We start from the raw sequence: 25,093 nt of genomic DNA on the forward strand, positions 1-25,093 counted from the left end.
TTGTCATGCCTCTGCCCTGCTCCTGCCTCTCCTCCTGTCTCCACGCCCCACACTTGTCTTCGTCCCACGCCTGTCCCCACTTTTGTCTCCGCGCTCGCCTTACCCTTGTCTCTACCCTTGTCTCTACCCTGCCTCTTCCCCTGCGCCTTTCCCTGCCTCTGCCCTTGCTCCCGCTCCTCGCGCGCCCCTGCCTCTGCTTCTCCCCCCTGCCTTCCCTTCCTGTCCCTTTTTTCTCTGTCCGGCGTGAGAATTATTGTATTTCTAAATTTTTAGTAGTATATTTACGAAAAATTTAGAACGTGATGCGAAAATCGACTTTGACCCGAATTATTCTTCTGCTGGCCGCCCTCGTGCCGGGTCTGTGGAGCGCTTCGGCGCAGGAACCCGGGCAGGTGGAGGCGGTGCTGCGCTTCGACCAGGCGCAGCGCGATACGGTGGCCGATGCTCCGGCCGCCCTGCCGGCGCTGGCGGATACCACAAGTCGTGTTGCCTGCAAGCTCAACCGCCGGCGGGTCCCCTTTTCGGATGCTTACGATGTCGTGACACTCTGGAATGTGCGGCGCGTGAAGGTCAAGAGGCGGTGCATGCGACTCTCCGACTCAACGGGTCGCGAGCAGGTCCGGTTGCTGAAGTTCCTGACCGAACGCAACCGCCGTAAAGCCGTTGCTCCCCATCTGGTCGGCAACGTGGCCGGGTATACATGGACGGGCGGCGAAGCGACCGACCGGCGTACCGGCAGGCGGCGTTACGAACCGGTGCGGATGAATACCTATTCGCTGCGTGTCGATTACGACTCGCTGCGGCGGCGGGTGGGCTATGTGCAGGTATCGTGGGAGCCGGAGGGCATCTGGCGCGGCCTGCCGAAAGATGCGGTTTACCTGCTCGACGGCAAGCTCGTTCCGGGGGCCGTGCTCCGCTTTATCGAGGGGCTGACTCTGCGGCGGCTCGATGTCTGGAACCCTGCCGACGGCAAGGAGGCTGCGGCAAGGGCCTCCGCCCTGCTCGATTCGTTGAAAGGGGTTGTGCCGCCGTCCGCTGCTGCACGGCGTGCGGTGGTTGTGGGTGAAACCTACCCCGAACGGGTGCCGCTTGTCCTGCTCGACGGTCATTTTACGACGGTTGACGCATGGCTGGCGATGTGTCAGGCTAATGCCTTCTCGACAAGCGCCGAGGTCCCGATGTACTACTATTATATTTTACCGGCCGAGGCCGTTCGGCTCTACGGGCCTCGGGGACGCTACGGCGCCGTTTACATCGACCTTGCGGAGTGAGCGCCGGTTGTACGCTCCTCTGCACTTCGGTCTTTGTCCGGCGTGGCGTGTCCTGCCGGATGACACCCCAAGTTCTGTTTTGTACCGCTGGCGGGTCCATGAAGGAGCCCGCCTTTTTCCTGTCTTTCCCCGTTCGGATATCGCCACCTCTGGGCTACCCTTTCCCGCTTTGACCGACCTTTTATGAAAATAACTAAGAATTTAGTTGTATAATTAATAATTTAGTTATATCTTCGCCGTAGAGAGAACAACAAAATGTATAGTTATGGCGGAAATCGTTAAAAACAGGCCGCAAGAGCTGACGCGGGCCGAACTGGAAATCATGCAGGTGCTCTGGGCGCGGGGGGCCGCCGTGGTCCACGGCATCCTCGACGGGATGGAGGAGCCCAAACCCGCCTACAACACCGTCTCGACCATCGTGCGGATTCTCGAAAAAAAGGGTTTTGTCTCGCACAAGGCCTACGGCAAGACCTACGAGTACTTCCCGCTCGTAACGCGGGACGAGTATGCGCGGCGTTACATGGACGGTGTGTTGAAGAACTTCTTCGGCGGTTCGCTCAGCCGCCTGGTATCCTTCTTTTCGGAGCAGAAGGCCATCTCGCTCGAGGAGACCGACGCGATTCTCCGCATGCTGCAAAACGACACCTCGCAAAACGACGTGAAACAATAGGACGCCATGAAACCCCTGCCGCTCTATCTGCTCGAAGTGCTCTTCTGCAGCGGTCTGCTGCTGGCCTTCTACCACCTGATGCTCGTGCGACGGGTTGCTTTCGTCCATTGCCGGCGTTTTCTGGTGATGGCCATTCTGCTCTCGGCGGCACTTCCGCTTCTGAACATCCCCCTCTACCCTGCCCGCACACGCATCGTTACGGCTACGTTGGTCGGCGAGCCTGCGCCGATAGCTGCTGCGGAGCGCTCTCCGGAGGTTGTGTCTCTGCAGCCGACGGGTGGGGCTGCTCCGAAGCCAGCAGCGGCGGAACCGGACCCCGCGCGGACCATGCGTGCGGTGGCATGGGGACTTTACGGCACGGTGACGGCTCTGCTGCTTCTGGCTCTGCTCCGGCGCATGGTTGCCATCCGGCGGCTGCGGCGTCGTGCAAGGGTGACCGACCGTGGGGATTGCTTCGTGGCCGAGAGCGACGAGGTCGAAACCCCCTTCTCGTTTTGGCGGACGGCCTATCTGGGGTCAGGATACGATGCGGAGGAGCGTGAGGCGGTGCTCGCTCACGAGGCGAGCCACATCCGTCACCGCCATTCGGCCGAATTGCTCGTTGCCGAGCTGGCGCGCTGTCTGCTGTGGTTCAACCCCTTTCTCTGGCTGCTTCAGCGGGCTCTGCGCGAGGTGCAGGAGTGGGAGGCCGACCGCGACGTGCTCGACCGCGGATACGACCTGAACCGATATCGTCAACTGCTTTTCCGTCAGCTTTTCGGTTATAATCCGGATATAACCTGCGGGCTGAACCATTCATTCACCCAAAACCGATTCGTTATGATGACACGACCTGAAACGCATCGCCATGCCCTGTGGCGGCTTGGTGCTGCCATCCCCGTGGTGGTGGGGATGATGATGCTCTGCAGCTTTACCACCCGCGAATCCTCCCCGGCGCCGGACGCCCCTTCGGCTGCCACCTCTTCTGAATCCGCTCCGCAGCGGAGCGAAGTCCGCATTTCCGACGGCAAAATCTACTTAAACGGGCGGGAAGTCACGGCCGGGGAGCTGCGCACGGCCGTAATTGCATGGCGCGACAGCCTCTCCAGGGAGGAACGTTCAGGCATGACGGTCGTCATCCGCGCCGCCCGCACGGTGCCGATGGGCTCCGTCACCGATGTCAAGGATTTGCTGCGCAAGGCTGCTGTGCTGCGTGTACGCTATAAGACCATGGAGGGCGAGACCGAAGTCGAGCGGCTTCTTCCGCCCCGAATCGACGCGCTGCCCGAGGGTGTTGAGGCGGTAACCCCTTGGGAGCGGGTTCCGGGCAATTCGCACTACCCCGATTCGTACCGACTGCGTATGGCGGAGCGCAACTACTTCATGGTGCAGGTCAATGCCCGGGGGACAATCCTTGCGGGAACGCAGGGCAATTTGGAGCAGTGCGGCGTGGAGGAGTTGAAGGCCCGGGCACGGGAGTTCGTGCTCAATCCTTCGCACGACTCGTCCCTCTCCGAGAGCCGGCAGATGGAGGTTGACCTGCCCGACGGCCGCACGGAGCGTTATGAGACGAGCCGGGGCCTTTTCGGCATTCATCTCGCCCGCGAAACGCCCTATGCCGCCTATGCCGAGGTGCAGCAGGCGTTGTCGGAGGTCTATGCCGGCCTTCGCACGGAACTTTCCCGTCGTTGGTTCGGCCGGCCTTTCGAGGAGCTGGACGAGGCGCAGCGCATCCCGGTGCAGCGTGCCCTGCCGATTCGGATTTTCGAGGCCGATTTGCATGCGAGAAATGCACAGCCCGATGTCGCGCACCTCTCCGACGCGCACTGACGTCCGATAAACGGCGTTCTCCCATGAGCCTCCCCCGTGCCGGGCTTGTCCATGCTCCCGGCACGGGCATTTCCGGTGCGGTTGCCCCGCGATGCCAGGCCACAGAGGACGGTATCTTACGAATATGCCCTGTGTTAAGGCTTCCTGCGAGCCGCCGCGCGGGGCTTTTCGTGCGGTGCTGGAGGGGAAAAGGTGCCGCGCGGATGCAGCGCTTCGGGATGGAAAACCGGCAGCGGAGGTTGCCCCGTCGGCGCTTTTTTCGTATCTTTCGGACGCTTAAAATCGCTTGAACAATGGAATTGAAGGAGTTGCAGGAGCGCGTCGACGGGTGGATTCACCAGTACGGCGTGCGCTATTTCAGTGAGTTGACCAATATGGCCGTTCTGACGGAGGAGGTGGGCGAACTGGCCCGCATCATGGCCCGCACCTACGGAGACCAGTCCTTCAAGGAGGGCGAGAAGAGCAACCTTGCCGACGAGATGGCCGACGTGTTGTGGGTGCTGGTTTGCCTGGCCAACCAGACGGGGGTCGACCTCACGGCCGCCATGGAGGCCAACTTCGCCAAGAAGACTGCGCGTGACCACGACCGCCACCGCAACAACCCGAAGCTGTAGAGGCGGCGCCGACGTCGTCGGACGCTGACGGATACTACCCTCTTTGCATGTCGATGCGGCCGATGCGTGTGCCGCGACCGTTTCATGCCGGCCGCGGCACACGTGTCAGGCCCCGGCGCACACGTCGTGCATCCTACCCGACTACTCCTTTTTCAGCACCAGCCGGGCGTTGAAGGCGCGCGAGCGGGCGTCGATGAACTTCCGGTAGTCGTCGAACATTTCGGGGGGATAGAGTCCCGCATGCATCCGCGTGCGGAGCACGACGGTGATGCACCCCTCTTCCGTGGTGATGTGCGTCGAGAAGCTCCCGAAGGGTGACGTTCCGGCGCTCTGCTTCGGTACGGATTCGATGGTCATCCCCTCCGGGATGCGGAGCCGTATGGTCGTGACGTCGTCGTACCCCTCGGCGCGGTAAATCGGATTCTGTCGCTCCCTGTCGGCGAGTGTCCCGTAATCCGCGAAGGGGGTCAGCGGTACGAAGAGCCGGTTGCCCGACAGGGTGCCGTATTTCGGGGCGTCGATATCGTAGGCGAATTCGATGGCGGGCAGCGCCTCCTTCAGCTCCGTGCAGGCGATGTTCGCAAGCCGCACGAGCGGCAGCTTGCGCAGGTCGCTGAGCAGAAAGTCGCTGCGGCGCCGTGCGTCGAGCTTCGCAAACGTCATCACCGATTCGTACTGCCCCACTTCATAGCGCTCGGCGATGTGTCCCCTGGCGCCGCCCCGGTCGTCGAGCGTCACTTCGACGGTCTGCTCCATGCGGTTGAGCGAATCGGCGTAGGTGGGCAGCGTGACGAACTCGGCCGTGTTGTCGTGGAAGGCGATGGCGTCGTGGCCGGCAATCGTATTGTGTACATATCCGAACGGAATCTCGGGATTGGTGCACTCCAGCCAGAGGGTGTCGCTCTCGAGCGGGACGCGCAGAATGACGTGGTCGGCCTGGGCGGGCGAGGCGAAGTCGTGGAACATGCGCGGCCGCTGGGTGTGAATCATCGTGTAGTCGGAGGCGATGCCGCACTCCGCAAGCATGCCTTCAGGTAGTTGCTCAGCGCCTTGCAGTCGCCGAACTTCGTGCGGAAGACCTCCTCGGCCGGCATGGGCTGCAGCCCTCCGATGCCGAGCTGGATGCTTACGTAGCGGGTCGTTTCACCCAGATAGTCGTAGAGCGCCCGGACCTTTTCGCGGGGTGTGCCGAGCGCGTCGGTGCGTCGGTGCACCTCGGCCCGCAGCTCCTCGGGCAGCAGGTCGCGCCCTTCGAGCAGGCTGCATTGCCAGCGGCCGTAGCTCTCCCAGTTCTCCATGCTGCCCTGCGTCTTCTCGTATTCGAACCGGTGCGGCACGGCGTAGACGACGGGCACGAGGTCGATGAGCGGAGGCGAGGAGGTTTCGCTGCAGACGGCCGGCACCCCCTCCAGCCTCCAGCGGTAGGTCTCGGTCTCCTCCGTCGAGTCGTGCTCGGGCTCGCCCGCACGCAGGCTCTTCCACCCGAAGGGGATGTTGCGCGGGAGCGTGATGGTGTAGCTTCCGCTGAGCAGCGCCGTTGCCGTGCTGCTTTGAGGCAGGAAGACGGGAAAGGTCAGAATCCCGTTCCGGTGGGCGATTTCATGTTCGAAGCGCACCGTGTAGCAGCTCTGCGGCACGTCGACCTGCAGGTAGTAGACGGCGCCGTCCTGTGCCAGGCTGGAACTCGAGTATTCGGTATACTGCAGGTCCGAGCGCTTGAGCTTGCGGATGAGTTTTCCCTGCTCGTCGTAGACCGCGCCGCTGAAACTGCGGAGGCTTCTCGTGCGGTCGGTGTAGCAGCTGAAGTAGCTCTTCGAAGCCCCCGATTTGTTGAGAATCGTGATTTCCTGAATGCATTTTTTCGTCGGCCGACGTGGGTGAATGGTAGACGAACTCCTGGTCGTAACGTCGTACCACGGCGTCGCTGTTGCGCAGCAGCGAGTCGGGAATCCCGCCTGCGGGCTCTGCCCGGAGCAGTTGCAGCGTGCCCGTCAGCGCAACGAGCAGCAGTATGTGGCGTCGGAACAAGGCGCTTAGATTTTCTTGAGTACGATTTGACTGTTGCTCAGCTCGGTAACCATGCCCATGAAGGTGTTCAGGTCGGGGAACTCCGTGGCCGGATATACGATGCGCGCAAGCGTGTAGGAGAAGTTGAACTGGATGAGCCGGCCCGTCGTCTGGGCGATGTAGCGGCAGCGAATCCCGTTTTCACACGAGGACATGGCGATGTTGCGCGGCAGCTCCTCGACGGTGTACCCCTCGGGTACCTCCAGCGAGCAGCGGAAGTTGTAGGTCTCCGGATAGGAGAACTCGACCGGCAGCTTGCGGTTTTCGGTGTTGAGGCTGTTGGTGCTCATGAAGGGGATGATGGTGGCGTTGAGGTAGAGCATGTCGTCCGTTCCGTCAATCCGTCTGGTCATGTCGTACTGCATGGTCACGCGCGGAGAGCGCTGCCCTTCGATTTTGAAGTTGCTTATTTCCAGGTCGTTTTCAGCCGCAAGTTTGCGGATGAACTCCTCTTCGCTCTGCTCATCGGCCCACGAGCGGCTCAGCTCGAAGGCCTTCTGGCCGTTGGCCGTATCGGTGATGCTGCCCGTAACGACGCCCTGCTCGGGGTCGATGCGGAGAACCATGTTGGTGTTTGTTGAGCTGGCCGTGAGCTGCGTGAGGTCGCACCACCCCGAGTCGCCGTTGATGCCGTAGATGCGGGCGCGGTCGGTCAGCAGCTGCGTCGGCAGCAGGTTGGGATACGAGCAGTCGTCGGTGCCGTCCACCACGACGCTCTTGCCGTCGTAGTCCACCTTCACCACGAAGGAGTTGATGCGGCTGATGGTGGCATGGGTATAGGGAAGGCGTCCGAACGAGCGCGGGTTGAGCAGAATGGGGGTGACGGTGAATCCTGCGTCGCGCAGTGCGGCCATCAGGGCGAAGTTGATGTCCGAGCTGCTGCCCGTGCCCTTGTTGGCAGCGGCACGCGGCTGCTCCGAGAAGAGCGTGTAGGAGCCGTCCTACGTGATTTTCGACTGGATGAGCCGCAAGATGGCCACCAGCTTTTCGTCGTTCGTAAGCTGTCGGGCGACAATCTCATCGACCTCCTTGCGGAAGGGGTTGCCCATCCGGCAGTGGCTGTCGAAGGAGGTCTTGCGCAGGGCGTCGTTCACGTCGGCCCACGAGGTCGAGTAGCTCTGGACGGGCTGCATGGGGAAGGCAATCTGCGAAAGTTCGAATTCGAGCATAGAACGGTAGTCGTTCAGACACCATACGTAGGGCTCGCGGCGCAGTGCGGGCAGGTTCTCTCCCGTGCAGACGATGTTGCGGATGGTGTACGTGAGGGCATGCCGCCCGTGTCGGGAATCGAAGCCGAGGAGAGCGACTCCGAGATGTTGATGCTCAGATACCCCTTCAGCGAGCGGTTGAAGCGGAAGAACTCGGGAATCGCGGCCTTCGCGCTGCAGTGCATGACGGGAATGTCGTGCTGGAAGACGAGCGAGGGGATGGAGGTGACGTAGTCCGACGTGAGTCGGTAGCGGTATTCGATGACCGTGCCCTCGCGGACTTCGGGAATCGAGAACTTGACCACATGGAGATTGTCGCTCACCTGTTCGTCGAAGATGTACTGCTTCTTGAGCGGTGTCTTGACCACCTTGCCGTCGACGAGGTTGTAGGCCGCCGCATTCAGCCCCGAGATGCTCTCCTTCATGGAGGGGGTTGACGTGTAGTCCAGCTCGACGTCGGCCACATCGGTGCCTTCGGGGCGGAGCACCTTGATGCGTACGGTGTATTCGTATATCAAATCGATGCCCGTGGAGATGTCGTACCAGAGGTAGGTATCCTCGTTGAGGATGACGGCCCGGGCCTCGGGGTCGGGCTCGTAACTGCTCATTTCGAGCTCCTCTTTCGATACTTTTCCGAATTTGTAATCGGGAGCTGCATGCAGCAGCAACGGGCTCGCGAGAAGAGCGAGCAGGGCCAGCAGGGTTCGATTTTTCATGGGGCGGTTGGTTTGGGTAGACCAAATATAGCGATTTTTTCGCTGTTTGGTACCGACCGGGCCCGGAGAAGATGGATTTTCAGGGCTTTTTGCCTCGTCCGAATCCGATGTGTGGCCTCCGATTCCGGTTTACCGCACCCGAATCAGATTCAATCCGTCGCGCAGCGGGACGATGACGTTCTCCGTGCGGGGGTCTTCGACCACCATGCGGTTGAATTCGAGCAGCGCCTGCGTGTGACGGTCGTTGTGGGCCACGGGCTGCACCACCTTGCCCGACCAGAGGATGTTGTCGGCGATGAGCACCGAACCCGGGTGGACCAGCGCCGGCGTTCCGCTGTCGCCCATCAGCATCCGGTAGTAGGCCGGATATTCGCGCTTGTCGCCGTCGATGAAGACCAGGTCGAAGCACTCGCCCAGCTGCGGGGCGATGTCGAGCGCCGACCCGATGTGGAGCCGGATTTTGCGGCCGTGGGGACTGCGGTCGAAGAAGGAGCGGGCGAACGACTCCAGCTCGTCGTCCACCTCGATGGTGTGCAGCACCCCGTCGTCGCCCAGCCCGGCGGCCATCGCCAGCGCCGAGTAGCCCGTGAAGGTGCCGATTTCGAGGATGCGGCGGGCCCCCGTCATCCGGACGAGCAGTTCGAGCAGTTTGCCCTGAATGTGGCCCGAAATCATGCGGGGCTGCACCACGCGCAGGTTGGTCCGCCGGTCGAGTTCGTGCAGCAGCGGCTCCTCGGCATCGCTCATCTGGTGGATGTATTGTTCAATGGGCTCCATTCTCTTCACGTTTGGTTGGGGTGAATGTTTCGTTGTCGGGACGCTGCAGCAGGCAGCCGTGTGGGTCGCGGCGGAGCATCGCCGGACGGAACAGCTCCTCGGGGTAGCGCACGTCGCTCAGGAAGAGCCCCTGTGGGGGCGCTCCCCCACTCGACCTGGAGAGGTTGCGGCTGCGGACGATTTCGCCGAACTCCTCGGGCGTGTAGCGTCCGCGGCCCACGTCGACGAGCGTGCCGACGATGGACCGCACCATGTTGCGCAGGAAGCGGTCGGCTCGAATCGTGAAGCAGAGCGTCCCCCACGGCTCGACCTCCCAGCGGGCGACGCTCACGCGGCAGATGTTGGTCCGGTTGTTCGAGTTGAGCTTGGCGAACGAGGTGAAGTCGCGCTCCGTGAGCAGCACCTCCGCCGCACGGTTCATCCGCTCGATGTCGAGCGGCACGTAGTACTGCCACGACATCTGACGTGTGAAGGGGTTCTTCTGCGGCTCGATGTAGTAGCGGTACTCCCGTTCGCGGGCGCTGAAGCGGGCGTGCGCCAGCTCCCGAACGGGGGTCAGCCCCCCGGCTGAGATGTCGTCCGGCAGCAGGAAGTTGAGCTTGTAGAGCGTCTGGGCGGTATCCTCCACGGCAGTCGTCACGTCGAAGTGCGCCACGTAGTAGGAGGCGTTGACCCCCGTGTCTGTCCTCCCGGCGCCCGTCACCTCGACGGGTTCGCGCAGCAGGGTCGACAGCGCCTTTTCGAGCGTCTGCTGTACGGAGGGCATGTCGGGCTGCCGCTGCCATCCGCAGTAGGCGCCCCCGTTGTACCGGAGTTCGATGAAATAACGCATGGGTTGCTCGGTTCGTTCCGGCGACAAAGATACGAAAAGCGAAGCGCAGAGGCAAGCCGGAAACCGAAGTTTTCAGCCTCGCCTCTGCGCTCGGGTTCTTCACTCAGAGAGGAATGCGGCGGGAAATCAGCGCCGGGGCTTGATGCCCAGCTTCACGGGGCGAATCATGTTCTCGGGCTTGAGTACCTCGTCGAGCTCCTCGCGCGTCAGAATGCCGTGCTCGAGCACCAGTTCGTAGACGCCGCGGCCGGTTTTGAGCGCCTCCTTGGCAATCTTCGTCGAGTTCTTGTAGCCGATAATCGGGTTGAGTGCCGTCACCACGCCGATGCTGTTATGGACATACTGCAGGCAGCGCTCGGCGTTGGCCGTGATACCCTCGACGCAGCGGATGCGCAGCGTGTCGAAGCCGTTCATCAGCAGCTCGGCCGACTCGAAGCAGCACTGGGCCATGACCGGCTCCATGGCGTTGAGCTCCATCTGTGCGGCCTCGTCGGCCATCGTCACGCAGAGTTCGTTGCCGATGACCTTGAAGGCAATCTGGTTCATCACCTCGGGAATCACCGGGTTGACCTTGCCGGGCATAATCGACGACCCGGGCTGGCGGGCCGGGAGGTTGAATTCGCCCAGACCGCAGCGGGGACCCGACGAGAGCAGACGCAGGTCGTTGCAGATTTTGTTCATCTTCGAGGCGATGCGCTTCATGGCCGACGAGTAGCCCACCATGCAGACCGTGTCGGAGGTGGCGCCCACCAGGTCGTCGGCCAGCTTGACGTCCCACCCCGTGATTTCACGGATGGCGGCCGTGCAGCGCTCGGCATAGCCCGGCTCGGCGCAGATGCCCGTACCGATGGCCGTGGCGCCCATGTTGATGGAGAGGAACTCGAGCGCCGCGTGGTCGAGGTTGTCGACCTCGCCCTGAAGCACGCTTGCAAAGCCGTGGAAGGTCTGCCCGAGGGTCATGGGAACGGCATCCTGCAGCTGCGTGCGACCCATCTTGAGCACGTCGGCGAACTCCTCGCCCTTGCGGTCGAATGCCTCGATGAGGGCCACGAGGTGCTTCCGCAGTTCGAGGTGCGTGGCGTAGAGTCCCAGATGGATGGCCGACGGATAGGCGTCGTTGGTCGACTGCGAGCAGTTGACGTGGTCGTTGGGCGAGCAGTACTGATATTCACCGCGGTGGTGACCCATAATCTCCAGCGCACGGTTGGCAATCACCTCGTTGGCGTTCATGTTCGTCGTCGTGCCGGCGCCGCCCTGAATCATGTCCACGGGGAAGAACTCGTGGAACTTGCCCGCGCGGATTTCGCGGCAGGCCTGGGCAATGGCTTCGAAGAGCTCGTCGGAGAGCAGCCCCATCTCGTGGTTGGCCATGGCGGCGCCCAGCTTCACGACGGCCAGCCCCTCGATGAAACGGGGATAGTCGCACAGGTGGAACTTGCTGATGGCGAAGTTCTCCAGTCCGCGCATGGTCTGCACGCCGTAGAGCACATCTTCGGGGACCTCCACGCTTCCGAGCAGGTCGCTCTCGGTGCGGGTCTTCTTTTCGTCGGTTTTCATGGTAACGGTTTTTATGGTTTTTGCCTTGATTCGTTTCGGATTGGAATCAATTTCTTCCGAAAGATAATAATTTTTTCGTGTTGTCCGCCTTTTTTTTGAAAAAAGTACGTTTTTTTCTGCGGTTCGCGGACGCAGCCTCCGGCCGCGCCTCTTTCCGGAGTGAAGTCACGGTTGGGGACGCTTCGCGCCGCAGCGCTCCCGAAGGGACAAAAATCGGGTCGGACGTTGTTTTTACAGCGGCGATGTATTATCTTTGCGCACATATATTATAGACACGAAAAAGATGAAGGCAGCAATCATCGGTTACGGCAAGATGGGCCGTGAAATTGAAAAGATACTTCTGGAGCGCGGCCACCAGGTCGCACTCGTCATCGATGCGGAGAATGCCGCGCAGCTCGACGCGGCCCACCTGGCGGGGGTCGACGTGGCGCTGGAGTTCACCACGCCGGCCACGGCCTGCGACAACATCCGCACCTGCATCGCATGCGGCGTTGCGGTGGTGAGCGGCACGACGGGCTGGACCTCCCGCCTGGAGGAGCTTCAGGCATTCTGCCGCGAGCGCGGCGGCGCCTTTTTCTACGCCTCGAACTACAGCCTGGGGGTCAATCTGATGTTCCGGCTCAACCGCCAGCTCGCCGCGCTGGTCAACCGCGTGGGCGGCTACGAGGTCTCCATCGAGGAGGTGCACCACACGCAGAAGAAGGATGCGCCCAGCGGTACGGCCATCACGCTGGCCGAGGGCATCATCGCCGAACTCGGGACCAAGCACGGCTGGGTGAACGACGCTCCGGCCGCCGCCGACCAGATTGAAATCCACTCCGTGCGCGAAGGAACGACGCCCGGCATCCATACGGTGACCTACGAATCGGAGGACGACCGCATCGAGCTGCGCCATACCATCAAGAACCGCCGCACGCTGGCGCTGGGCGCCGTCGTGGCGGCCGAGTTCCTCTGCGGGCGCCGCGGCGTCTACTCGATGGAGGACCTTCTGAAGTAACGAATAACGCAACCTCCCGCCGGAGCGGCCTGCGGCGCACTCCGCCGTAATGGCTTCGGAGCTGCCGGAGCTGCCGCCGGACGGGAGCCAACCGAATCTCAAGATGAAAAAACTCAAGGCGATTCTTCGCAACAAGTGGGTGGGCTTCACGCTCGCCTCGCTGCTCTACACGCTCTGGTTCGTCGTCTGGACGGGCAACCTGTGGCTGCTTCTGGGCCTCGTGGTGATTTACGACTTCTACATCTCGCGCCTCTTCTACCGCTACGTGTGGCACCGCAACGCCGAGCTCTGCCGCAAGAGCCGTTGCTACAAGACCATCTACGAGTGGGTCAACGCCATTGTCTTCGCCACGGTCGTGGCGTCGCTGGTCCACATCTTCATCTTCCAGATGTATGTGATTCCCACCTCGTCGATGGAGAAGTCGCTGCTCATCGGCGACTACCTCTACGTGAGCAAGGTGGCCTACGGTCCCCAGATGCCCAATACCCCGCTCTCGTTTCCCTTCGTGCACCACACGATGCCCTTCTCGACCACGCGCAAATCCTTCTCCGAGGCGGTGAAGTGGCCCTACCACCGGCTCAAGGGGCTGGGGCGCGTGCGCCGCGGCGACGTGGTGGTCTTCAACTTCCCGGCCGGAGACACGGTGCTGCTCGAGAAGCAGAACGTCACCTACTACGACGAGCTGCGCGCCTACGAGCAGGCGTACGGCAGGAAGGAGGGACGCCGCCGCCTCTTCGACGAGTATACGGTCATCACGCGCCCGGTCGACAAGCGTGAGAACTACATCAAGCGCTGCGTCGCCCTGCCGGGCGATACGCTCTCGGTGGTCGACGGAGCCGTGTACATCAACGGCCGCGAGACGGACGACGTGCCGGGCAAGCAGTACATGTATCTGGTGCAGACCTCCTCGCCGCTGACCAAGTATGCGCTCGACAACCTCGGTGTGACCGAATACAGCGGCAACGGCTCGGTTTACTACATGACCCTCACGGCCGAGGCGGCCGCCGAGCTGGGCAAGCTGAACAACGTCCTCTCGCTGCGCCGCTATGTCTACGCCCCCAACGACGACGTCTTCCCGCAGTGGGGCGATGCGCGCTGGAGCCAGGACAACTACGGCCCGGTGTGGGTGCCGGCCCGCGGGGCGACCGTCGAACTGACGCCCGAGAACCTGCCCCTCTACCGCCGCATCATCGAGACCTACGAGGGCCACGAGCTGGATGTGCGTGACGGCCGCATCTTCATCGACGGTGCCGAGACGACGCACTACACCTTCGCCATGGACTACTACTGGATGATGGGCGACAACCGCCACAACTCGGCCGATTCGCGCTTCTGGGGATTCGTGCCCGAGGACCACATCGTCGGCAAGGCGTCGTTCATCTGGCTGTCGCTCGACGCTGCCAAAAAGTTCCCGTCGAACATCCGCTGGGAGCGAATCTTCACCAAGGTACGCTGATGGAACAACCTTCGGACAGCTATCGGACCATCGCCGCGCCGGCCGAGAGCCACAGCCGCGAGCGGAGCAGCAAGTTCCTCGCCTTCGCCTATCCGGTCCAAAGCGAGGAGCAGATTCGCACGCTGCTCGATGAGCTGCGCAAGCGTTACTACGACGCCACGCACCACTGCTATGCCTGGCGGCTGGGATCCCGCGGCGAGAGCTACCGCGCCAACGACGACGGCGAGCCCTCGGGAACGGCCGGGAAGCCCATCCTCGGGCAGCTGCTCTCGTGCGAGGTGACGGATTGCCTGGTGGTTGTGGTCCGCTACTTCGGCGGAACGAAGCTGGGCGTGCCGGGGCTGATTGCCGCCTACCGCGAGTCGGCGGCCGAGGTGCTCGCGGCGGCCGAAATCGTCGAGCGGACGGTCGACCGCACGCTGCGCGTCGACTTCCCCTATGCGGCGATGAACGGCATCATGAAGGTGGTCAAGGAGGAGCAGCCGACCGTCGTCGCCCAGCGCTTCGACAACCTCTGCACGCTCGAACTGCGCATCCGTGAAAGCCGCGCCGAGCGGCTCGTGGAGCGGCTGCGCAAGGCCGAGGGGAGCGTGGTCGACGAGCCCTGAGCCGTCGGGGGTGCATGACCTCCGCCGCCTCCCGCGTCACGCGACTCGGCCGGGAGGAGGGCGTTTCTTCGGGGCGGAGCCTCCGCCCTGCAGAGCCGCAAACCGAAACGAACGAAATGCAGGAACATTCGATAATCATCAAGGGGGCGCGCGTCCACAACCTCAAGAACATCGACGTGGAAATCCCCCACAACGCGCTGGTCGTCATCACGGGTCTCTCGGGCTCGGGCAAGTCGACGCTGGCCTTCGATACCATCTTTGCCGAGGGGCAGCGGCGCTACGTCGAGAGCCTTTCGGCCTATGCCCGCCAGTTTCTGGGCAAAATCGGCAAGCCCGACGTCGACCTTATCTCGGGCATCGCTCCCGCCATCGCCATCGAGCAGAAGGTCAACACGCGCAACCCGCGCTCGACCGTCGGCACGACGACCGAAATCTACGACTATCTGAAGCTCCTCTTCGCCCGCGTGGGCCACACCTTCTCGCCCGTTTCGGGCCGCGAGGTGCGCTGCTACGGGGTCGACGAGGTGGCCGAGCGGGTGCTGGAGCTCGAAGCGGGGAGCCGTGTGGCCGTGGCCGCCCCGCTGCTGCTCGACAAGGGGCAGGGGCTCATCGAGAAGCTGACGCTGCTGCTGGCCGACGGCCTGCTGCGCCTTCATGTCGACGGGCGGACAATGCTCATCGAGGATTTCCTGCCGACGGTCGATGAGAAGAGCTCGGCCGAGGAGCTGTCGGTGGTCATCGACCGGTTGAAGGTCTCCACCGACGACGATGCCCAGACGCGTCTGCGCGACTCCATCGCGCGGGCCTTCTCCTACGGCGGAGGGGTCTGCCGCATCATCACCGACGCCGGTGTGGAGGAGTACTCCTCGCGCTTCGAGGCCGACGGCATCGAGTTCGAGCCCCCCACCGAGCACCTCTTCAGCTTCAACAACCCGCTGGGAGCCTGCCCCCGCTGCGAGGGCTACGGCAAGGTCATCGGCATCGACGAGGACCTGGTCATCCCCGACAAGGGCAAGAGCATCTACGAGGATGCCGTGGCCTGCTGGCGCGGCGAGACGATGCGCCGGTGGAAGGACCAGCTGGTGGCCAACGCCTCGAAATTTGACTTCCCGATACATACGCCCTACTACGAGCTGACGCCCGAGCAGAAGCTGCTGCTGTGGCGCGGCAACGAGTATTTCCACGGGCTCGACGACTTCTTCGCCTACATCGACTCCGAGCGGCGCAAGATTCAGTTCCGCGTCATGAAGGCGCGCTACACGGGCAAGACCACCTGTCCCGAGTGCGGCGGCAGCCGCCTGCGCCGCGAAGCGCTCTACGTGCGGGTCGGCGGCCGCAACATCGCCGAGCTGGTGCGCATGCCCGTCGATGCGCTCATCGACTTTTTCGCCGGACTGGAGCTGGACGAGCACGATGCGAAGACCGCAGCCCGGATTCTGGTCGAAATCCGCAACCGTCTGCAGTATCTGGCCGACGTGGGGCTGGGCTATCTGACGCTCGACCGCCTTTCGTCGACCCTTTCGGGCGGCGAGAGCCAGCGCATCAACCTCTCGACGTCGCTGGGCAGCAACCTCACGGGGTCGCTCTACATCCTCGACGAACCCTCCATCGGCCTCCATCCGCGCGATACGAACCGCCTGATTAAGGTGCTCCGCCAGCTGCGCGACCTGGGCAATACGGTCATCGTCGTCGAGCACGAGGAGGAGGTCATCCGCGCGGCGGACTACATCGTCGACATCGGCCCCAAGGCGGGTTACAACGGCGGCGAGGTGGTCTTCAGCGGAACCTACGACCAGCTGCTCCAATGCAAACGCAGCCTGACGGCCGACTACCTTACCGGACGCCGCCGCATCGAGATACCGGCGTCGGAGCGCGCGTGGCGCAACTCGATTCTCATCCGCGGCGCCCGCGAGAACAACCTCCGCAACATCGACGTGCGGATTCCGCTCGGGGTGATGTGCTGCATCACGGGGGGCAGCGGCAGCGGCAAGTCGTCGCTCGTCAAGGGGATACTCTACCCGGCGCTGCGCCGCCGGCTCTTCGACACGGGGCTCAAGCCGGGCGATTTCGACGCGCTGGAGGGCGACGTGGCGATGCTGCGCTCGGTCGAGATGATTGACCAGAACCCCATCGGCAAGTCGACCCGTTCCAATCCGGTCACCTACATCAAGGCCTACGACGAAATCCGCAAGCTCTTCGCTGACCAGCCCTATGCCCGCCATACGGGCCTCACGCCGGCCCACTTCTCGTTCAACGTGGCGGGCGGCCGCTGCGAGGAGTGCCAGGGCGAGGGGGTCATCAAGGTCTCGATGCAGTTCATGGCCGACGTTGAGCTGGTCTGCGAGTCGTGCGGCGGCAAACGCTTCAAGGATGAGGTGCTCGAGGTGAAGTACCGCGGCAAGTCCATCTACGACGTGCTCGAGATGACCGTCGACGATGCGATTGCCTTCTTCGGCGAGGAGTCCGGGGATGCCACCTGCCGCCGTATCGTCGAGCGGCTTCAGCCGCTGCAGGACGTGGGGCTGGGCTACATCAAGCTGGGGCAATCCTCGTCTACCCTCTCGGGCGGCGAGAGCCAGCGCGTGAAGCTGGCCTCGTTCCTCACGAAGGACGATGCGCAGGGGGGCGTGATGTTCATCTTCGACGAGCCCACCACGGGACTCCATTTCCACGACATCTCGAAGCTCCTGGCCGCCTTCGACGCCCTCATCGAGCGGGGCCATACGGTGGTCATCGTCGAGCACAACATGGATGTCATCAAGTGTGCCGACTGGGTCATTGACCTCGGTCCCGAGGCGGGCGACCGGGGCGGAGAGCTGGTCTACGAGGGCACGCCCCGGGGGCTCGAGTCGTGCGCGGCAAGCCATACGGGCGAGTTCCTGCGGCTGCGCACCAAACTCTGACCCCGGCGCGGGCAGAACCAACGCGGAGGAGCGACTCCGCACCGATGAAGAATCTACCATGCAACGTGAATTTCATACCTACCGTCTCCCCAACGGCATTCGGGGAATCCACCGCCAGGTGAAGGGCAACGTGGCCCACTGCGCGCTGGTGGTCAATGCGGGGAGCCGCGACGAACGTTCCGACGAATACGGACTGGCCCACTTTGCCGAGCACGCCTTCTTCAAGGGGACGCAGCGGCGGCGTGCCTGGCAGGTCAACTGCCGGCTGGAGAATCTGGGCGGCGAGCTCAACGCCTTCACCACCAAGGAGGATACCACCATCCACGCCACGACCCTGCGCGGCGACTTCGCCAAGGCGGCCGAGCTGCTCGCCGACGTGGCCTTCCGCTCGACCTTCCCCGACCGCGAGCTGGAGCGCGAGAAGGAGGTTATCTACGACGAAATCAACACCTACAAGGATTCGCCCGCCGACCTGATATACGACACCTTCGAGGACATGCTCTTCGAAGGCTCCGAGCTGGGTCACAACATCCTGGGACGCAAGGCCGCACTGGCGCGCTACAACGGCGATGCGATTCGCCGCTTCACCGCGCGGACCCATACCACCGACCAGATGGTCTTCTCGACGATTGGCAACCTCTCGGAGCGGAGTGTCGAGAAGCTGGCGCAGCGCTACTTCGGCGACTTCCCGGCCACCGCGCGCAGCTTCACGCGGGCCGTTCCCGCCCCCTGCGCCCCCTTCGAGCGGCAGGTGACCAAACACACCCACCAGCTCCACTGCATCGTCGGCAGCCGCGCCTACGGTATCGACGACCCCCGGCGGCTGCCGCTGGCGCTGGTGACCAACATCCTGGGTGGTCCGAGCGCCAATTCGCTGCTCAACGTCTCGCTGCGCGAGCGGCACGGCCTCTCCTACAACATCGAGGCGAGCTATACCCCCTACGGTGACTGCGGCATCGTGGCCATCTACTTCAGCTCCGACCATGCCAATGCCGACCGCTGCCTCGAGTTGCTCGATGCCGAAATCGACCGGCTGCGCCGCACGCCGCTCAGCAGCCGCCGGCTGTCGATGGCCAAGAAGCAGTTCGTCGCCCAGCTCGCCATCTCGATGGAGAGCAACGAGGGCTACATGCTCGGTGCCGGCAAGAGCTTCCTGACCCACGACGAGGTGGATACCATGGAGCGGGTCTACGCCAAAATCGAGGCGCTCACCGCTTCGCAGCTCACCGAGGTGGCCGAGGAGATTTTCGCCTCCCCGTCGCGTCTGATTTACCGTTAGCGCAGCATCCGGACGGCGCCTCTGCTGTGTCCGGGGCGCGTTACCTGGGTTTCGGCTTTTCGGAGAATAAGAGCTTCTGTGATTATCGGAAAGATACCCGGCCGTACGGCATAATTGTCGTGCGGCCGGGTATCTATTTTGCCTGGAGCTGCGCCGGTTGAGGTGAGTATGCTTAATGCGTTGATGCAGAGACTGCTGGTCCCAGATAAGTTCTGCTAAACCATATCGTCGCCCGCCTTGGCGTAGCGTACGCGGATGGTCTTGTGGAAGGGAATGAAGCGCGAGATGACGGCGATGACCAGCGAAACGACGAAGAGCCACCCCAGAATCTCCTTCAGCGCCAGCAGCAGGGCCTGTTGCTGGAGGATGGAGTTGAGCGACGTGACGGCCATCTGCGCCGCCTCCGAATAGCCGTGTCCCTGTGCCATGTAGGAGCTGAGCGCCTGGTTGTAGCGCGCGGCGGCCAGCGGGTCGACCAGCGAGAAGTTCTCCGAGAGCGTATGCACGTAGTGCTGCTGCAGTCGGTAGAGCAGGTTGCTGTAGAACGAGGTGGCCATGACGGGGGCCAGCACCGAACGGAACAGAATCAGGAAGAAGGCGTTCGAGGGGAAGTACTTCGGGTTGAGCTCCTCGACGGCGAAGAGCGCGAAGGCGATGATGAGCGTCAGCATGCCCAGTCCGCGGATGAAAATCGGGAAGAAGAGCATCTCGTAGGTGCTGTCGGGCGAGATGCCGAAGTAGAGCATCCCGAAGAAGAGCGCAAAGCAGGACATGCCCCCGGCGATGAGGAAGCGGAAGCGCCACCGCTGCCAGCGGAACCACCAGAAGCAGATGAAGGCGCCGAGCGCGTAGCCCGGGAGCAGGTAGATGTAGAGCACGTAGGTGCGTGTGGCGTCGACCTGCAGAATCGAGGTCATGTAGTTGGTCAGCAGCGTGGTCGAGGTGCTGAAGAACATGACGAGCATCATGTAGAGGTAGCCGACGATGGCCTTGGGCTGGTAGAGGGGCGCCAGATTGACGTAGGGCGTGCGCGAGTGGTACTGCAGCCAGATGAAGAAGGCGATGAGCATCGGTGCCAGCGCAATGTAGAGGCAGATGCGCGGCGAGGCCATCCAGTCGAGCACCTTGCCGTAGTTGAGCACGTACATGAGCATCAGCACGCCCGTCGAGATGACCAGCATCTCGCGGATGTGCAGCTCCTTGAGGGGGACGCTCCGCAGCGGCTTGTCGTTGCGGAAGCAGATGGCCACGAAGAGGATGGCCAGCAGCAGCAGCGACATCATGAAGTAGTACATGTACTTCCAGTCGTAGTGGTAGGCCAGCTCGGCGGTGATAATCATCGAGAGTTGTCCGCCGCCGTAGACCAGCGGATAGAAGTAGGCGTAGAATTCGCTTCGGACGTTGTTGGGGCTGAACATCTTGTGCATCCGGTGGATGCCCCACATCATGAGGAAGCCCTTCAGAAAACCGATGAAGAAGCTGCAGACAATCAGTACGTCGGCGCTCTGCGAGCGGGCGCAGAGCCAGCTGAGCAGAAACTGGAGCGTCAGGTCGACGAGCAGCATGAGCTTCGACGAGATGACCTTCATCACCTTGGGGATAATCGGATAGGCCATCGCCATGCCGGCCGACGTGGCGTAGAATCCCATCGTGATATCCTCGCTGTTGGTGCCGAGCGTGCTGGAGACCTCGAGCATCGAGCCGGTGTAGGAGCCGTTGAGCATCGTGACGGGCAGGATGACGGCGAACATGCTCACCACACCCAGCCAGTCCGGCACCCACTTGCGCACGGGCAGCTCGAGTTCGGCCATCGTCATCATCGGCGCAGCGCTTCGGTTTCAACCATCATGCCGGCCCGCAGCAGAGCCATCTCCTCGTCGGTAACTCCTTCGAATTCAATCCGCACGGGGATACGCTGCTGCACCTTCACGAAGTTTCCGGCCGAGTTGTCGGTCGGCACGAGCGAGTATTTCGAGCCGGTGGCCTCCGAGATGGCCGTGACGCGTCCGCGGAAACGGCGCCCGGGCAGCGCATCGACCTTGATGATGACCTCCTGCCCGATGAAAATGTGGGCGATTTGCGTCTCCTTGTAGTTGGCCGTCACCCACTTGTCCTTGCTGCGGACCAGATAGGAGATGGTCTGTCCCGACTGTACATACTGCCCCGGTTCGAGCGTGCGGCGGCCGATGTAGCCGTCGTAGGGGGCCGTCAGCACCGTGTAGGAGAGATTCAGACGGGCGATGTCGAGGCTGGCCTCGCAGCGGAGGATGTTGGCCTCGGCGCCGATGGTACGCTTGCTGGCTTCGGTATATTGCGATACGGCGGCGTTCTTCTGGGCCACCAGCGCGTCGTAACGGGCCTTTGCGGCGTCGTAGGCCGCCTTGGCCTGCTCGTACTGCTGGCGCGGAACCGACTCGTCGCGCATGAGCCGCTCGAAGCGGTGGTAATCCTGCTCCAGCTGCCAGAGCTTGGCCTTGGCCTCGGCGATGTTGGCCTCCTGCACGGCGACGTTCGTGTGCGAGGTCTCGACCCCCGAGTGGATGACATCCTGCGTGCCGTGGGCGTCGAGCAGCGCCGCCTCGGCCTCCTTGACCTTGATGATGTACTCGCGGTTGTCGAGCACGAGCAGCGTGTCCCCCTTGTGGACATATTGATGCTCGCGGAAGCGCACCTCCTGGATGTAGCCCGACACGCGGATGTTGATGGGGGCCACATACTGGTCGACGAAGGCGTCGTTGGTTATCTCGTAGTTGATGTGGCGGCGGAAGTAGTTGAACGTGAACCAGAGTCCCGAGCCTGCCAGAAGGATGCAAATCAGATTCAGTACGATGTTGCGGAGCCGGTGTTTGCGGAGTTTCCGTCGTTTTTCATGCCATTCGTTCATGTTCCTTGCGTGTTGTCAGAGCCGGCCGCAGGCCTTCTGGAGTTGATAATAGGTATAGATGACGCGCGTGCGGGCCGCCGTGAGCTGCAGCTCGACGTTGAGCCGCACGCTGTTGGCGTCGAGCAGGTCGGTCAGAATCGCCAGCTGGTTGAGGTAGCGGTTCTGCATGATGCGGTAGTTCTCCTGGGCCTGTCGGACCGAGAGCTTGAGCGCCTCGACCTGCTGACGCGCCTCCTGGTGCCGCAGGAAGGCGGTGCGCACGCGCACGCGGATGCGCTGCATCTCCTGCTCCTCGGCGTTGCGGCGCAGCGAGACCGCAATGCGGCTTTCGCGCACCTTGTAGCGGTTCTTGTAGAGCGCGAAGAGCGGCACGGAAATCTGCAGTCCGACGTTCCAGTTGTTGTTGTAGAGATCCTCGAGCGTGCGGGCGATGGGTCGGGCCAGCGTGTTGGAGGCGTAGAGCGAGAGTGTCGGAAGCGAGGCCGAGCGGGTCAGCCGCACGTCGTTCTGCGCCAGTTCGGTCTGCATGCGCAGCTGACGCATCGTGGGGTCGTTGGCATAGGCCTCGGCGATGTAGCTTTCGTAGCTCTCCATCTCCAGCCGGCTGTAGAGCAGCGTCGAGTCGGGACGCAGCAGCAGCGTCTCCTCCAGCCCGAGCAGGATGTCGAGCTGCTGCGAGGCCAGCTCGATGCTGTTCTGCGTCTCGCGGAGCGAGAGGCGGTCGTTGGTCAGCTGCATCTCGCTGCGCAGCACGTCGTTGTTGGTGATGAGCCCCTCCTCCTTCATCCGGCGGATGTCGCGCAGGCGGAGCTCCGACTCCTCGATGTTGCGCGTGAGTACCTCCTGCTCGCGGTAGAGCGTGAAGAGCTGCAGATACTGGTCGAGCAGGCTCAGCTTCACCTCGGCGCGGTCCCCCGAGGTGCGGAGCACGGCAAGACGCTTCTCAAGGTCAGCCTTGCGGATGGTGTAGCGGATGCGTCCGCCTTGGTAGAGCGGCTGGGCGAAGTCCACCACATAGTTCTGCGACCAGTCGGGCGAGTCGGGACGGTAGGCTCCCGTGAGTCCGTGCCGGAAGACGACGGGCTGGCCGACAAAGCCCCCCTTGAATCCCACCTGCAGGTCTGGATAGCGCTCGGTGCGGGCCGTGCGTTCGCGCTCGCCGGCCGCCAGCTCCTCCATGGCATCGGCCTGAAGCTGAAGGCTGTGGAGGACACCCTGCTCGAAGAGCTGCTCGACACTCAGAAAGAGCGAGTCGCGATGCGCGAGGGCCGCAGTGTCCGCCATGGCCGCCGCGACGGTGCGGTCGTATTCCGTTGCGGCATCCGCGGCCGGCTGCGGAAACGGCTCCTGGGCCCGGCACGCAAGGCCTGACGACAGCAGTGCCGCGAGGATGATTGCTGAGTTGAGTGTTTTACGCATTTTCCAGTCTGTTGTGTATCTCTTCCAACTCTTCGGAGAGCGTACGGATGCGTTCCGGTCCGATGATTTGCTCCGCCTGGTTGTAGACGTCGTCGAGAATCGGAAGGAGCCGCTGCCAGAGAGCCTCGCCTGCGGGGGTGAGGTATACCAGCTTGTTGCGGCGGTCCGACGCATCCTCGCGGCGGCAGACGTAGCCCTTGCGCTCGAGGTTGCTGAGCAGATTGCTCAGACTCGCCTTGTCCTTGATGATTCGCTCGGCGAGCGTCTGCTGAGCGATGCCCTGGTCGCGCCACAGGCAGCTGAGCACCTGCAGCATCTCGAAGGTGATGCCGATGCCGTGCTCTTTCAACGTGCGCTGAATGTAGCGGCGGAATGCCATGCGGGCACGTACGATGAGCAGTTATAGATTCCGGAAATCGGAGCCTGGCCTGTTCATGGAGGAGAGTGTTTGCGGCTGCAAAGATAGCAAATCGCCTGCAAATGGTCAAATATTTGACTAATTTGCGCCCCTCGGGGCTCATAGCGAGACCTTTGCGGCGAGTGTCTGCCTCTTGCCGGGTCCTCTTGCCGGCCCGTTTGCTGATAAAATTGCCCTGCGGGCCCTTTCTGCTGCATGCTGTCGCCCTTTTCCCGCTTTGCGCCGTGCAATAAAAGGGGGCTTTTCCCCGTTATAACAGCAGATGCGGCCGGGGTGCCCTACCCCTTCGGCGGGACTTTTTTCCGTAAGGCGGCCGCATGACGTCTGGTGTTGCATGAAATGTGTAGAATGATGTTTAAAATGAAACGTAGAAAAATGTTGTTGGCATTGATTCTGATGCTGGCATTGAGCTTCGGCGCGACGTCGAGCGCACGCGCCGAATCGCCGGCACCGCAGCAGGAGGAGTTGACGCGGGCCCAGAAGCGCAAGGTCCGCAAGCAGCTCGAAGCGATTCAGGATTCGGTCGACTATGCCCAAGCCGTGCAGGCGCTCAACGACCGGAACTTCATACTGGCGGCCGACCAGCTGGTCTTTAAACGGGGCGGAACGGCCTTCGTCACTAATACGACGAACTTCGTCTCGCTCACGAATGACGATGAGGCCGTCGTACAGATTGCCCCCTTCAACAGCGGCGGTCCGAACGGTGTGGGGGGCATTACGGTCGAGGGCAAGGCTTCGAGCGTGAAAATCGAGAAGGACCGGCAGGGTACGACGCTCTTCACGATGACCGTGACGGGAGTCGGTATCTCGGCCATGGTGACCATCTCGCTGCCCGAGGGGACGAACCGCGCCTCGCTGCTTGTCGAGTCCATCTACCGCTCGCAGCGGATTACGCTCAACGGGCGGCTGGTCCCCTATGACCGGCGTCAGGTAGTTCAGGGCGCGTCGCTCTGATGCGCGACGGAGCGGTTGCGTGACGCGGTCCGCTGTTTAATGTTTGATAAGATGAATTTGCTCCCGGCTGCATCGAGCGGCCGGGATTTTTTATGGTATTTTCTACTCAGATTGTCCGCCCTCTTTGAAAAAAGGCCCTAAAAAACCGTCCCTCCCCCACATGAAAATATTTTCCACTGGAAAATTTGTCCGATATGAAAATATTATTACCTTTGCTTCCGAATTGATTTGGGATTATGGAACGGATTTGTGTTATCAAGGATATTTATAAGGCGTTGTACCGCTTCGAGCGCGATTTTGCCGACGAGCACGGCATCACCATCAACGAGGCGATGGTGCTCTGCGCCCTCAGGGAGGGAGAGACCCGCACGGCTGGTGCGCTGAGCGAGTATGTCGGTCTCTCCAATTCGCGGGTTTCGAAGGTCATCACGGCGGTCGAAAACAAGGGCTACGTGCGGCGGGAAATCGCTCCGCACGACAAGCGGCAGATGGTCTTCTCGCTCACCGATGAGGGGCGTGCCAAGATTGAGGGGACGATGGCCTCGGGTCTTCCCTGCAAGGCGCTCTTCGATGCCCTCAGGCGTTCGATGGAGCAGGCCTGAGACGCTCTTTTTTACCCGAATATTTTCCAGTAAGAAATATGTATATTGTCAA

Annotated in this window: 24 protein-coding genes; 12 read left to right on the plus strand and 12 right to left on the minus strand. The window is 62.3% G+C overall.

Translation table 11 applies throughout. The features are described 5' to 3' along the window. Positions 1 to 317: 317 nt before the first annotated feature. The 4 genes from B5F90_RS05180 to B5F90_RS05195 all read left to right on the plus strand — a co-directional run bounded on the left by B5F90_RS05180 (position 318) and on the right by B5F90_RS05195 (position 4,364). On the plus strand, positions 318 to 1,271 hold the full coding sequence (locus tag B5F90_RS05180) for a hypothetical protein (RefSeq protein WP_239307747.1): 954 nt from the start codon (positions 318 to 320) through the stop codon (positions 1,269 to 1,271). A 265-nt stretch (positions 1,272 to 1,536) separates the two neighbouring features. Further along, positions 1,537 to 1,941 (plus strand): BlaI/MecI/CopY family transcriptional regulator, encoded by a 405-nt coding sequence (locus B5F90_RS05185; RefSeq protein WP_087361745.1) that lies wholly within the window; start codon positions 1,537 to 1,539, stop codon positions 1,939 to 1,941. Positions 1,942 to 1,947: 6 nt separating this feature from the next. Beyond that, positions 1,948 to 3,750 carry a M56 family metallopeptidase gene (locus B5F90_RS05190; protein WP_087361746.1) on the plus strand — a complete coding sequence of 601 codons (1,803 nt, stop codon included), beginning with the start codon at positions 1,948 to 1,950 and terminating at the stop codon, positions 3,748 to 3,750. A gap of 293 nt (positions 3,751 to 4,043) precedes the next feature. Then, positions 4,044 to 4,364 carry a nucleotide pyrophosphohydrolase gene (locus B5F90_RS05195; RefSeq protein WP_087361747.1) on the plus strand — a complete coding sequence of 107 codons (321 nt, stop codon included), beginning with the start codon at positions 4,044 to 4,046 and terminating at the stop codon, positions 4,362 to 4,364. Positions 4,365 to 4,505: 141 nt separating this feature from the next. Here B5F90_RS05195 and B5F90_RS05200 read toward each other — a convergent pair whose 3' ends face one another. Then, positions 4,506 to 5,390, minus strand: a complete 885-nt coding sequence (locus B5F90_RS05200) for a hypothetical protein (RefSeq protein ID WP_087361748.1) — start codon at positions 5,388 to 5,390, stop codon at positions 4,506 to 4,508. Continuing rightward, positions 5,351 to 6,247 carry a transglutaminase family protein gene (locus B5F90_RS05205; RefSeq protein WP_087361749.1) on the minus strand — a complete coding sequence of 299 codons (897 nt, stop codon included), beginning with the start codon at positions 6,245 to 6,247 and terminating at the stop codon, positions 5,351 to 5,353. The genes B5F90_RS05200 and B5F90_RS05205 overlap by 40 nt, the downstream gene beginning before the upstream one ends. Here B5F90_RS05205 and B5F90_RS10970 point away from each other — a divergent pair. Beyond that, positions 6,246 to 6,401, plus strand: a complete 156-nt coding sequence (locus B5F90_RS10970; protein WP_162607755.1) for a hypothetical protein — start codon at positions 6,246 to 6,248, stop codon at positions 6,399 to 6,401. The genes B5F90_RS05205 and B5F90_RS10970 overlap by 2 nt on opposite strands. Here the strand turns inward: B5F90_RS10970 and B5F90_RS05210 are convergent. From B5F90_RS05210 to B5F90_RS05235, 6 genes are all read right to left on the minus strand, one after another. Beyond that, positions 6,398 to 7,285: a hypothetical protein gene (locus B5F90_RS05210; protein WP_087361750.1), complete on the minus strand. Its 888-nt coding sequence runs from the start codon at positions 7,283 to 7,285 to the stop codon at positions 6,398 to 6,400. The genes B5F90_RS10970 and B5F90_RS05210 overlap by 4 nt on opposite strands. Positions 7,286 to 7,372: 87 nt before the next feature. Further along, positions 7,373 to 7,600 (minus strand): hypothetical protein, encoded by a 228-nt coding sequence (locus B5F90_RS05215; RefSeq protein WP_087361751.1) that lies wholly within the window; start codon positions 7,598 to 7,600, stop codon positions 7,373 to 7,375. 14 nt (positions 7,601 to 7,614) lie between these two features. Beyond that, on the minus strand, positions 7,615 to 8,355 hold the full coding sequence (locus tag B5F90_RS05220; protein ID WP_087361752.1) for a DUF3857 domain-containing protein: 741 nt from the start codon (positions 8,353 to 8,355) through the stop codon (positions 7,615 to 7,617). A 129-nt stretch (positions 8,356 to 8,484) separates the two neighbouring features. After that, on the minus strand, positions 8,485 to 9,132 hold the full coding sequence (locus tag B5F90_RS05225; RefSeq protein ID WP_087361753.1) for a class I SAM-dependent methyltransferase: 648 nt from the start codon (positions 9,130 to 9,132) through the stop codon (positions 8,485 to 8,487). After that, positions 9,119 to 9,964, minus strand: coding sequence for a tRNA pseudouridine(38-40) synthase TruA (gene truA / locus B5F90_RS05230; protein WP_087361754.1), 846 nt, complete (start codon positions 9,962 to 9,964; stop codon positions 9,119 to 9,121). The genes B5F90_RS05225 and truA overlap by 14 nt, the downstream gene beginning before the upstream one ends. 126 nt (positions 9,965 to 10,090) lie before the next feature. After that, positions 10,091 to 11,521, minus strand: a complete 1,431-nt coding sequence (locus tag B5F90_RS05235) for an aspartate ammonia-lyase (RefSeq protein WP_087361755.1) — start codon at positions 11,519 to 11,521, stop codon at positions 10,091 to 10,093. Positions 11,522 to 11,804: 283 nt separating this feature from the next. On the opposite strand from B5F90_RS05235, the gene dapB reads away from it, so the two are divergent. The 5 genes from dapB to B5F90_RS05260 all read left to right on the plus strand — a co-directional run bounded on the left by dapB (position 11,805) and on the right by B5F90_RS05260 (position 18,764). After that, positions 11,805 to 12,518 carry a 4-hydroxy-tetrahydrodipicolinate reductase gene (dapB, locus tag B5F90_RS05240; RefSeq protein ID WP_087361756.1) on the plus strand — a complete coding sequence of 238 codons (714 nt, stop codon included), beginning with the start codon at positions 11,805 to 11,807 and terminating at the stop codon, positions 12,516 to 12,518. Positions 12,519 to 12,621: 103 nt separating this feature from the next. After that, positions 12,622 to 13,974, plus strand: a complete 1,353-nt coding sequence (gene lepB, locus B5F90_RS05245; RefSeq protein WP_087361870.1) for a signal peptidase I — start codon at positions 12,622 to 12,624, stop codon at positions 13,972 to 13,974. Then, the gene (locus B5F90_RS05250) at positions 13,974 to 14,582 is read left to right on the plus strand and encodes a YigZ family protein (RefSeq protein WP_087361757.1); all 609 of its coding nucleotides are present in this window, start codon (positions 13,974 to 13,976) and stop codon (positions 14,580 to 14,582) included. Before lepB ends, B5F90_RS05250 begins: the two co-directional genes overlap by 1 nt. Before the next feature lie 116 nt (positions 14,583 to 14,698). Then, a complete protein-coding gene (gene uvrA, locus B5F90_RS05255) occupies positions 14,699 to 17,485 on the plus strand; it encodes an excinuclease ABC subunit UvrA (RefSeq protein WP_087361758.1) in 2,787 nt (928 codons plus the stop codon). Positions 17,486 to 17,543: 58 nt separating this feature from the next. Beyond that, a complete protein-coding gene (locus tag B5F90_RS05260) occupies positions 17,544 to 18,764 on the plus strand; it encodes a pitrilysin family protein (RefSeq protein ID WP_087361759.1) in 1,221 nt (406 codons plus the stop codon). 215 nt (positions 18,765 to 18,979) lie between these two features. Here B5F90_RS05260 and B5F90_RS05265 read toward each other — a convergent pair whose 3' ends face one another. The 4 genes from B5F90_RS05265 to B5F90_RS05280 form a co-directional block, all read right to left on the minus strand. Then, positions 18,980 to 20,584 carry an MFS transporter gene (locus B5F90_RS05265; RefSeq protein WP_087361760.1) on the minus strand — a complete coding sequence of 535 codons (1,605 nt, stop codon included), beginning with the start codon at positions 20,582 to 20,584 and terminating at the stop codon, positions 18,980 to 18,982. Next, the gene (locus B5F90_RS05270) at positions 20,581 to 21,648 is read right to left on the minus strand and encodes an HlyD family secretion protein (protein ID WP_087361761.1); all 1,068 of its coding nucleotides are present in this window, start codon (positions 21,646 to 21,648) and stop codon (positions 20,581 to 20,583) included. The genes B5F90_RS05265 and B5F90_RS05270 overlap by 4 nt, the downstream gene beginning before the upstream one ends. A 15-nt stretch (positions 21,649 to 21,663) precedes the next feature. Further along, the gene (locus B5F90_RS05275) at positions 21,664 to 22,932 is read right to left on the minus strand and encodes a TolC family protein (RefSeq protein ID WP_087361762.1); all 1,269 of its coding nucleotides are present in this window, start codon (positions 22,930 to 22,932) and stop codon (positions 21,664 to 21,666) included. A 127-nt stretch (positions 22,933 to 23,059) separates the two neighbouring features. Beyond that, positions 23,060 to 23,446, minus strand: a complete 387-nt coding sequence (locus B5F90_RS05280; RefSeq protein ID WP_162607756.1) for a MarR family transcriptional regulator — start codon at positions 23,444 to 23,446, stop codon at positions 23,060 to 23,062. 399 nt (positions 23,447 to 23,845) lie between these two features. Here B5F90_RS05280 and B5F90_RS05285 point away from each other — a divergent pair, with 399 nt between their 5' ends. Together B5F90_RS05285 and B5F90_RS05290 are read left to right on the plus strand one after the other, a co-directional pair. Continuing rightward, complete coding sequence (locus B5F90_RS05285) at positions 23,846 to 24,439, plus strand: DUF4251 domain-containing protein (RefSeq protein ID WP_162607757.1); 594 nt, start codon at positions 23,846 to 23,848, stop codon at positions 24,437 to 24,439. A gap of 236 nt (positions 24,440 to 24,675) precedes the next feature. Next, positions 24,676 to 25,041 carry a winged helix DNA-binding protein gene (locus B5F90_RS05290; RefSeq protein WP_087361764.1) on the plus strand — a complete coding sequence of 122 codons (366 nt, stop codon included), beginning with the start codon at positions 24,676 to 24,678 and terminating at the stop codon, positions 25,039 to 25,041. The last annotated feature ends 52 nt before the right edge of the window (positions 25,042 to 25,093 follow it).

It is taken from the genome of Alistipes sp. An31A (assembly GCF_002159425.1).
GTDB lineage: Bacteria > Bacteroidota > Bacteroidia > Bacteroidales > Rikenellaceae > Alistipes > Alistipes excrementigallinarum.

Bases quoted from the DNA above. Each gene is read 5' to 3' on its own strand.
- B5F90_RS05185 (WP_087361745.1), top strand. From the start codon at position 1,537: ATGGCGGAAATCGTTAAAAACAGGCCGCAAGAGCTGACGCGGGCCGAA.
- B5F90_RS05190 (WP_087361746.1), top strand. From the start codon at position 1,948: ATGAAACCCCTGCCGCTCTATCTGCTCGAAGTGCTCTTCTGCAGCGGT.
- B5F90_RS05195 (WP_087361747.1), top strand. From the start codon at position 4,044: ATGGAATTGAAGGAGTTGCAGGAGCGCGTCGACGGGTGGATTCACCAG.
- B5F90_RS05200 (WP_087361748.1), bottom strand. From the start codon at position 5,390: ATGCTTGCGGAGTGCGGCATCGCCTCCGACTACACGATGATTCACACC.
- B5F90_RS10970 (WP_162607755.1), top strand. From the start codon at position 6,246: ATGGTAGACGAACTCCTGGTCGTAACGTCGTACCACGGCGTCGCTGTT.
- B5F90_RS05210 (WP_087361750.1), bottom strand. From the start codon at position 7,285: ATGGCCGCACTGCGCGACGCAGGATTCACCGTCACCCCCATTCTGCTC.
- B5F90_RS05215 (WP_087361751.1), bottom strand. From the start codon at position 7,600: ATGCTCGAATTCGAACTTTCGCAGATTGCCTTCCCCATGCAGCCCGTC.
- B5F90_RS05220 (WP_087361752.1), bottom strand. From the start codon at position 8,355: ATGAAAAATCGAACCCTGCTGGCCCTGCTCGCTCTTCTCGCGAGCCCG.
- B5F90_RS05225 (WP_087361753.1), bottom strand. From the start codon at position 9,132: ATGGAGCCCATTGAACAATACATCCACCAGATGAGCGATGCCGAGGAG.
- truA (WP_087361754.1), bottom strand. From the start codon at position 9,964: ATGCGTTATTTCATCGAACTCCGGTACAACGGGGGCGCCTACTGCGGA.
- B5F90_RS05235 (WP_087361755.1), bottom strand. From the start codon at position 11,521: ATGAAAACCGACGAAAAGAAGACCCGCACCGAGAGCGACCTGCTCGGA.
- dapB (WP_087361756.1), top strand. From the start codon at position 11,805: ATGAAGGCAGCAATCATCGGTTACGGCAAGATGGGCCGTGAAATTGAA.
- lepB (WP_087361870.1), top strand. From the start codon at position 12,622: ATGAAAAAACTCAAGGCGATTCTTCGCAACAAGTGGGTGGGCTTCACG.
- B5F90_RS05250 (WP_087361757.1), top strand. From the start codon at position 13,974: ATGGAACAACCTTCGGACAGCTATCGGACCATCGCCGCGCCGGCCGAG.
- uvrA (WP_087361758.1), top strand. From the start codon at position 14,699: ATGCAGGAACATTCGATAATCATCAAGGGGGCGCGCGTCCACAACCTC.
- B5F90_RS05260 (WP_087361759.1), top strand. From the start codon at position 17,544: ATGCAACGTGAATTTCATACCTACCGTCTCCCCAACGGCATTCGGGGA.
- B5F90_RS05265 (WP_087361760.1), bottom strand. From the start codon at position 20,584: ATGATGACGATGGCCGAACTCGAGCTGCCCGTGCGCAAGTGGGTGCCG.
- B5F90_RS05270 (WP_087361761.1), bottom strand. From the start codon at position 21,648: ATGAACGAATGGCATGAAAAACGACGGAAACTCCGCAAACACCGGCTC.
- B5F90_RS05275 (WP_087361762.1), bottom strand. From the start codon at position 22,932: ATGGCGGACACTGCGGCCCTCGCGCATCGCGACTCGCTCTTTCTGAGT.
- B5F90_RS05280 (WP_162607756.1), bottom strand. From the start codon at position 23,446: ATGGCATTCCGCCGCTACATTCAGCGCACGTTGAAAGAGCACGGCATC.
- B5F90_RS05285 (WP_162607757.1), top strand. From the start codon at position 23,846: ATGAAACGTAGAAAAATGTTGTTGGCATTGATTCTGATGCTGGCATTG.
- B5F90_RS05290 (WP_087361764.1), top strand. From the start codon at position 24,676: ATGGAACGGATTTGTGTTATCAAGGATATTTATAAGGCGTTGTACCGC.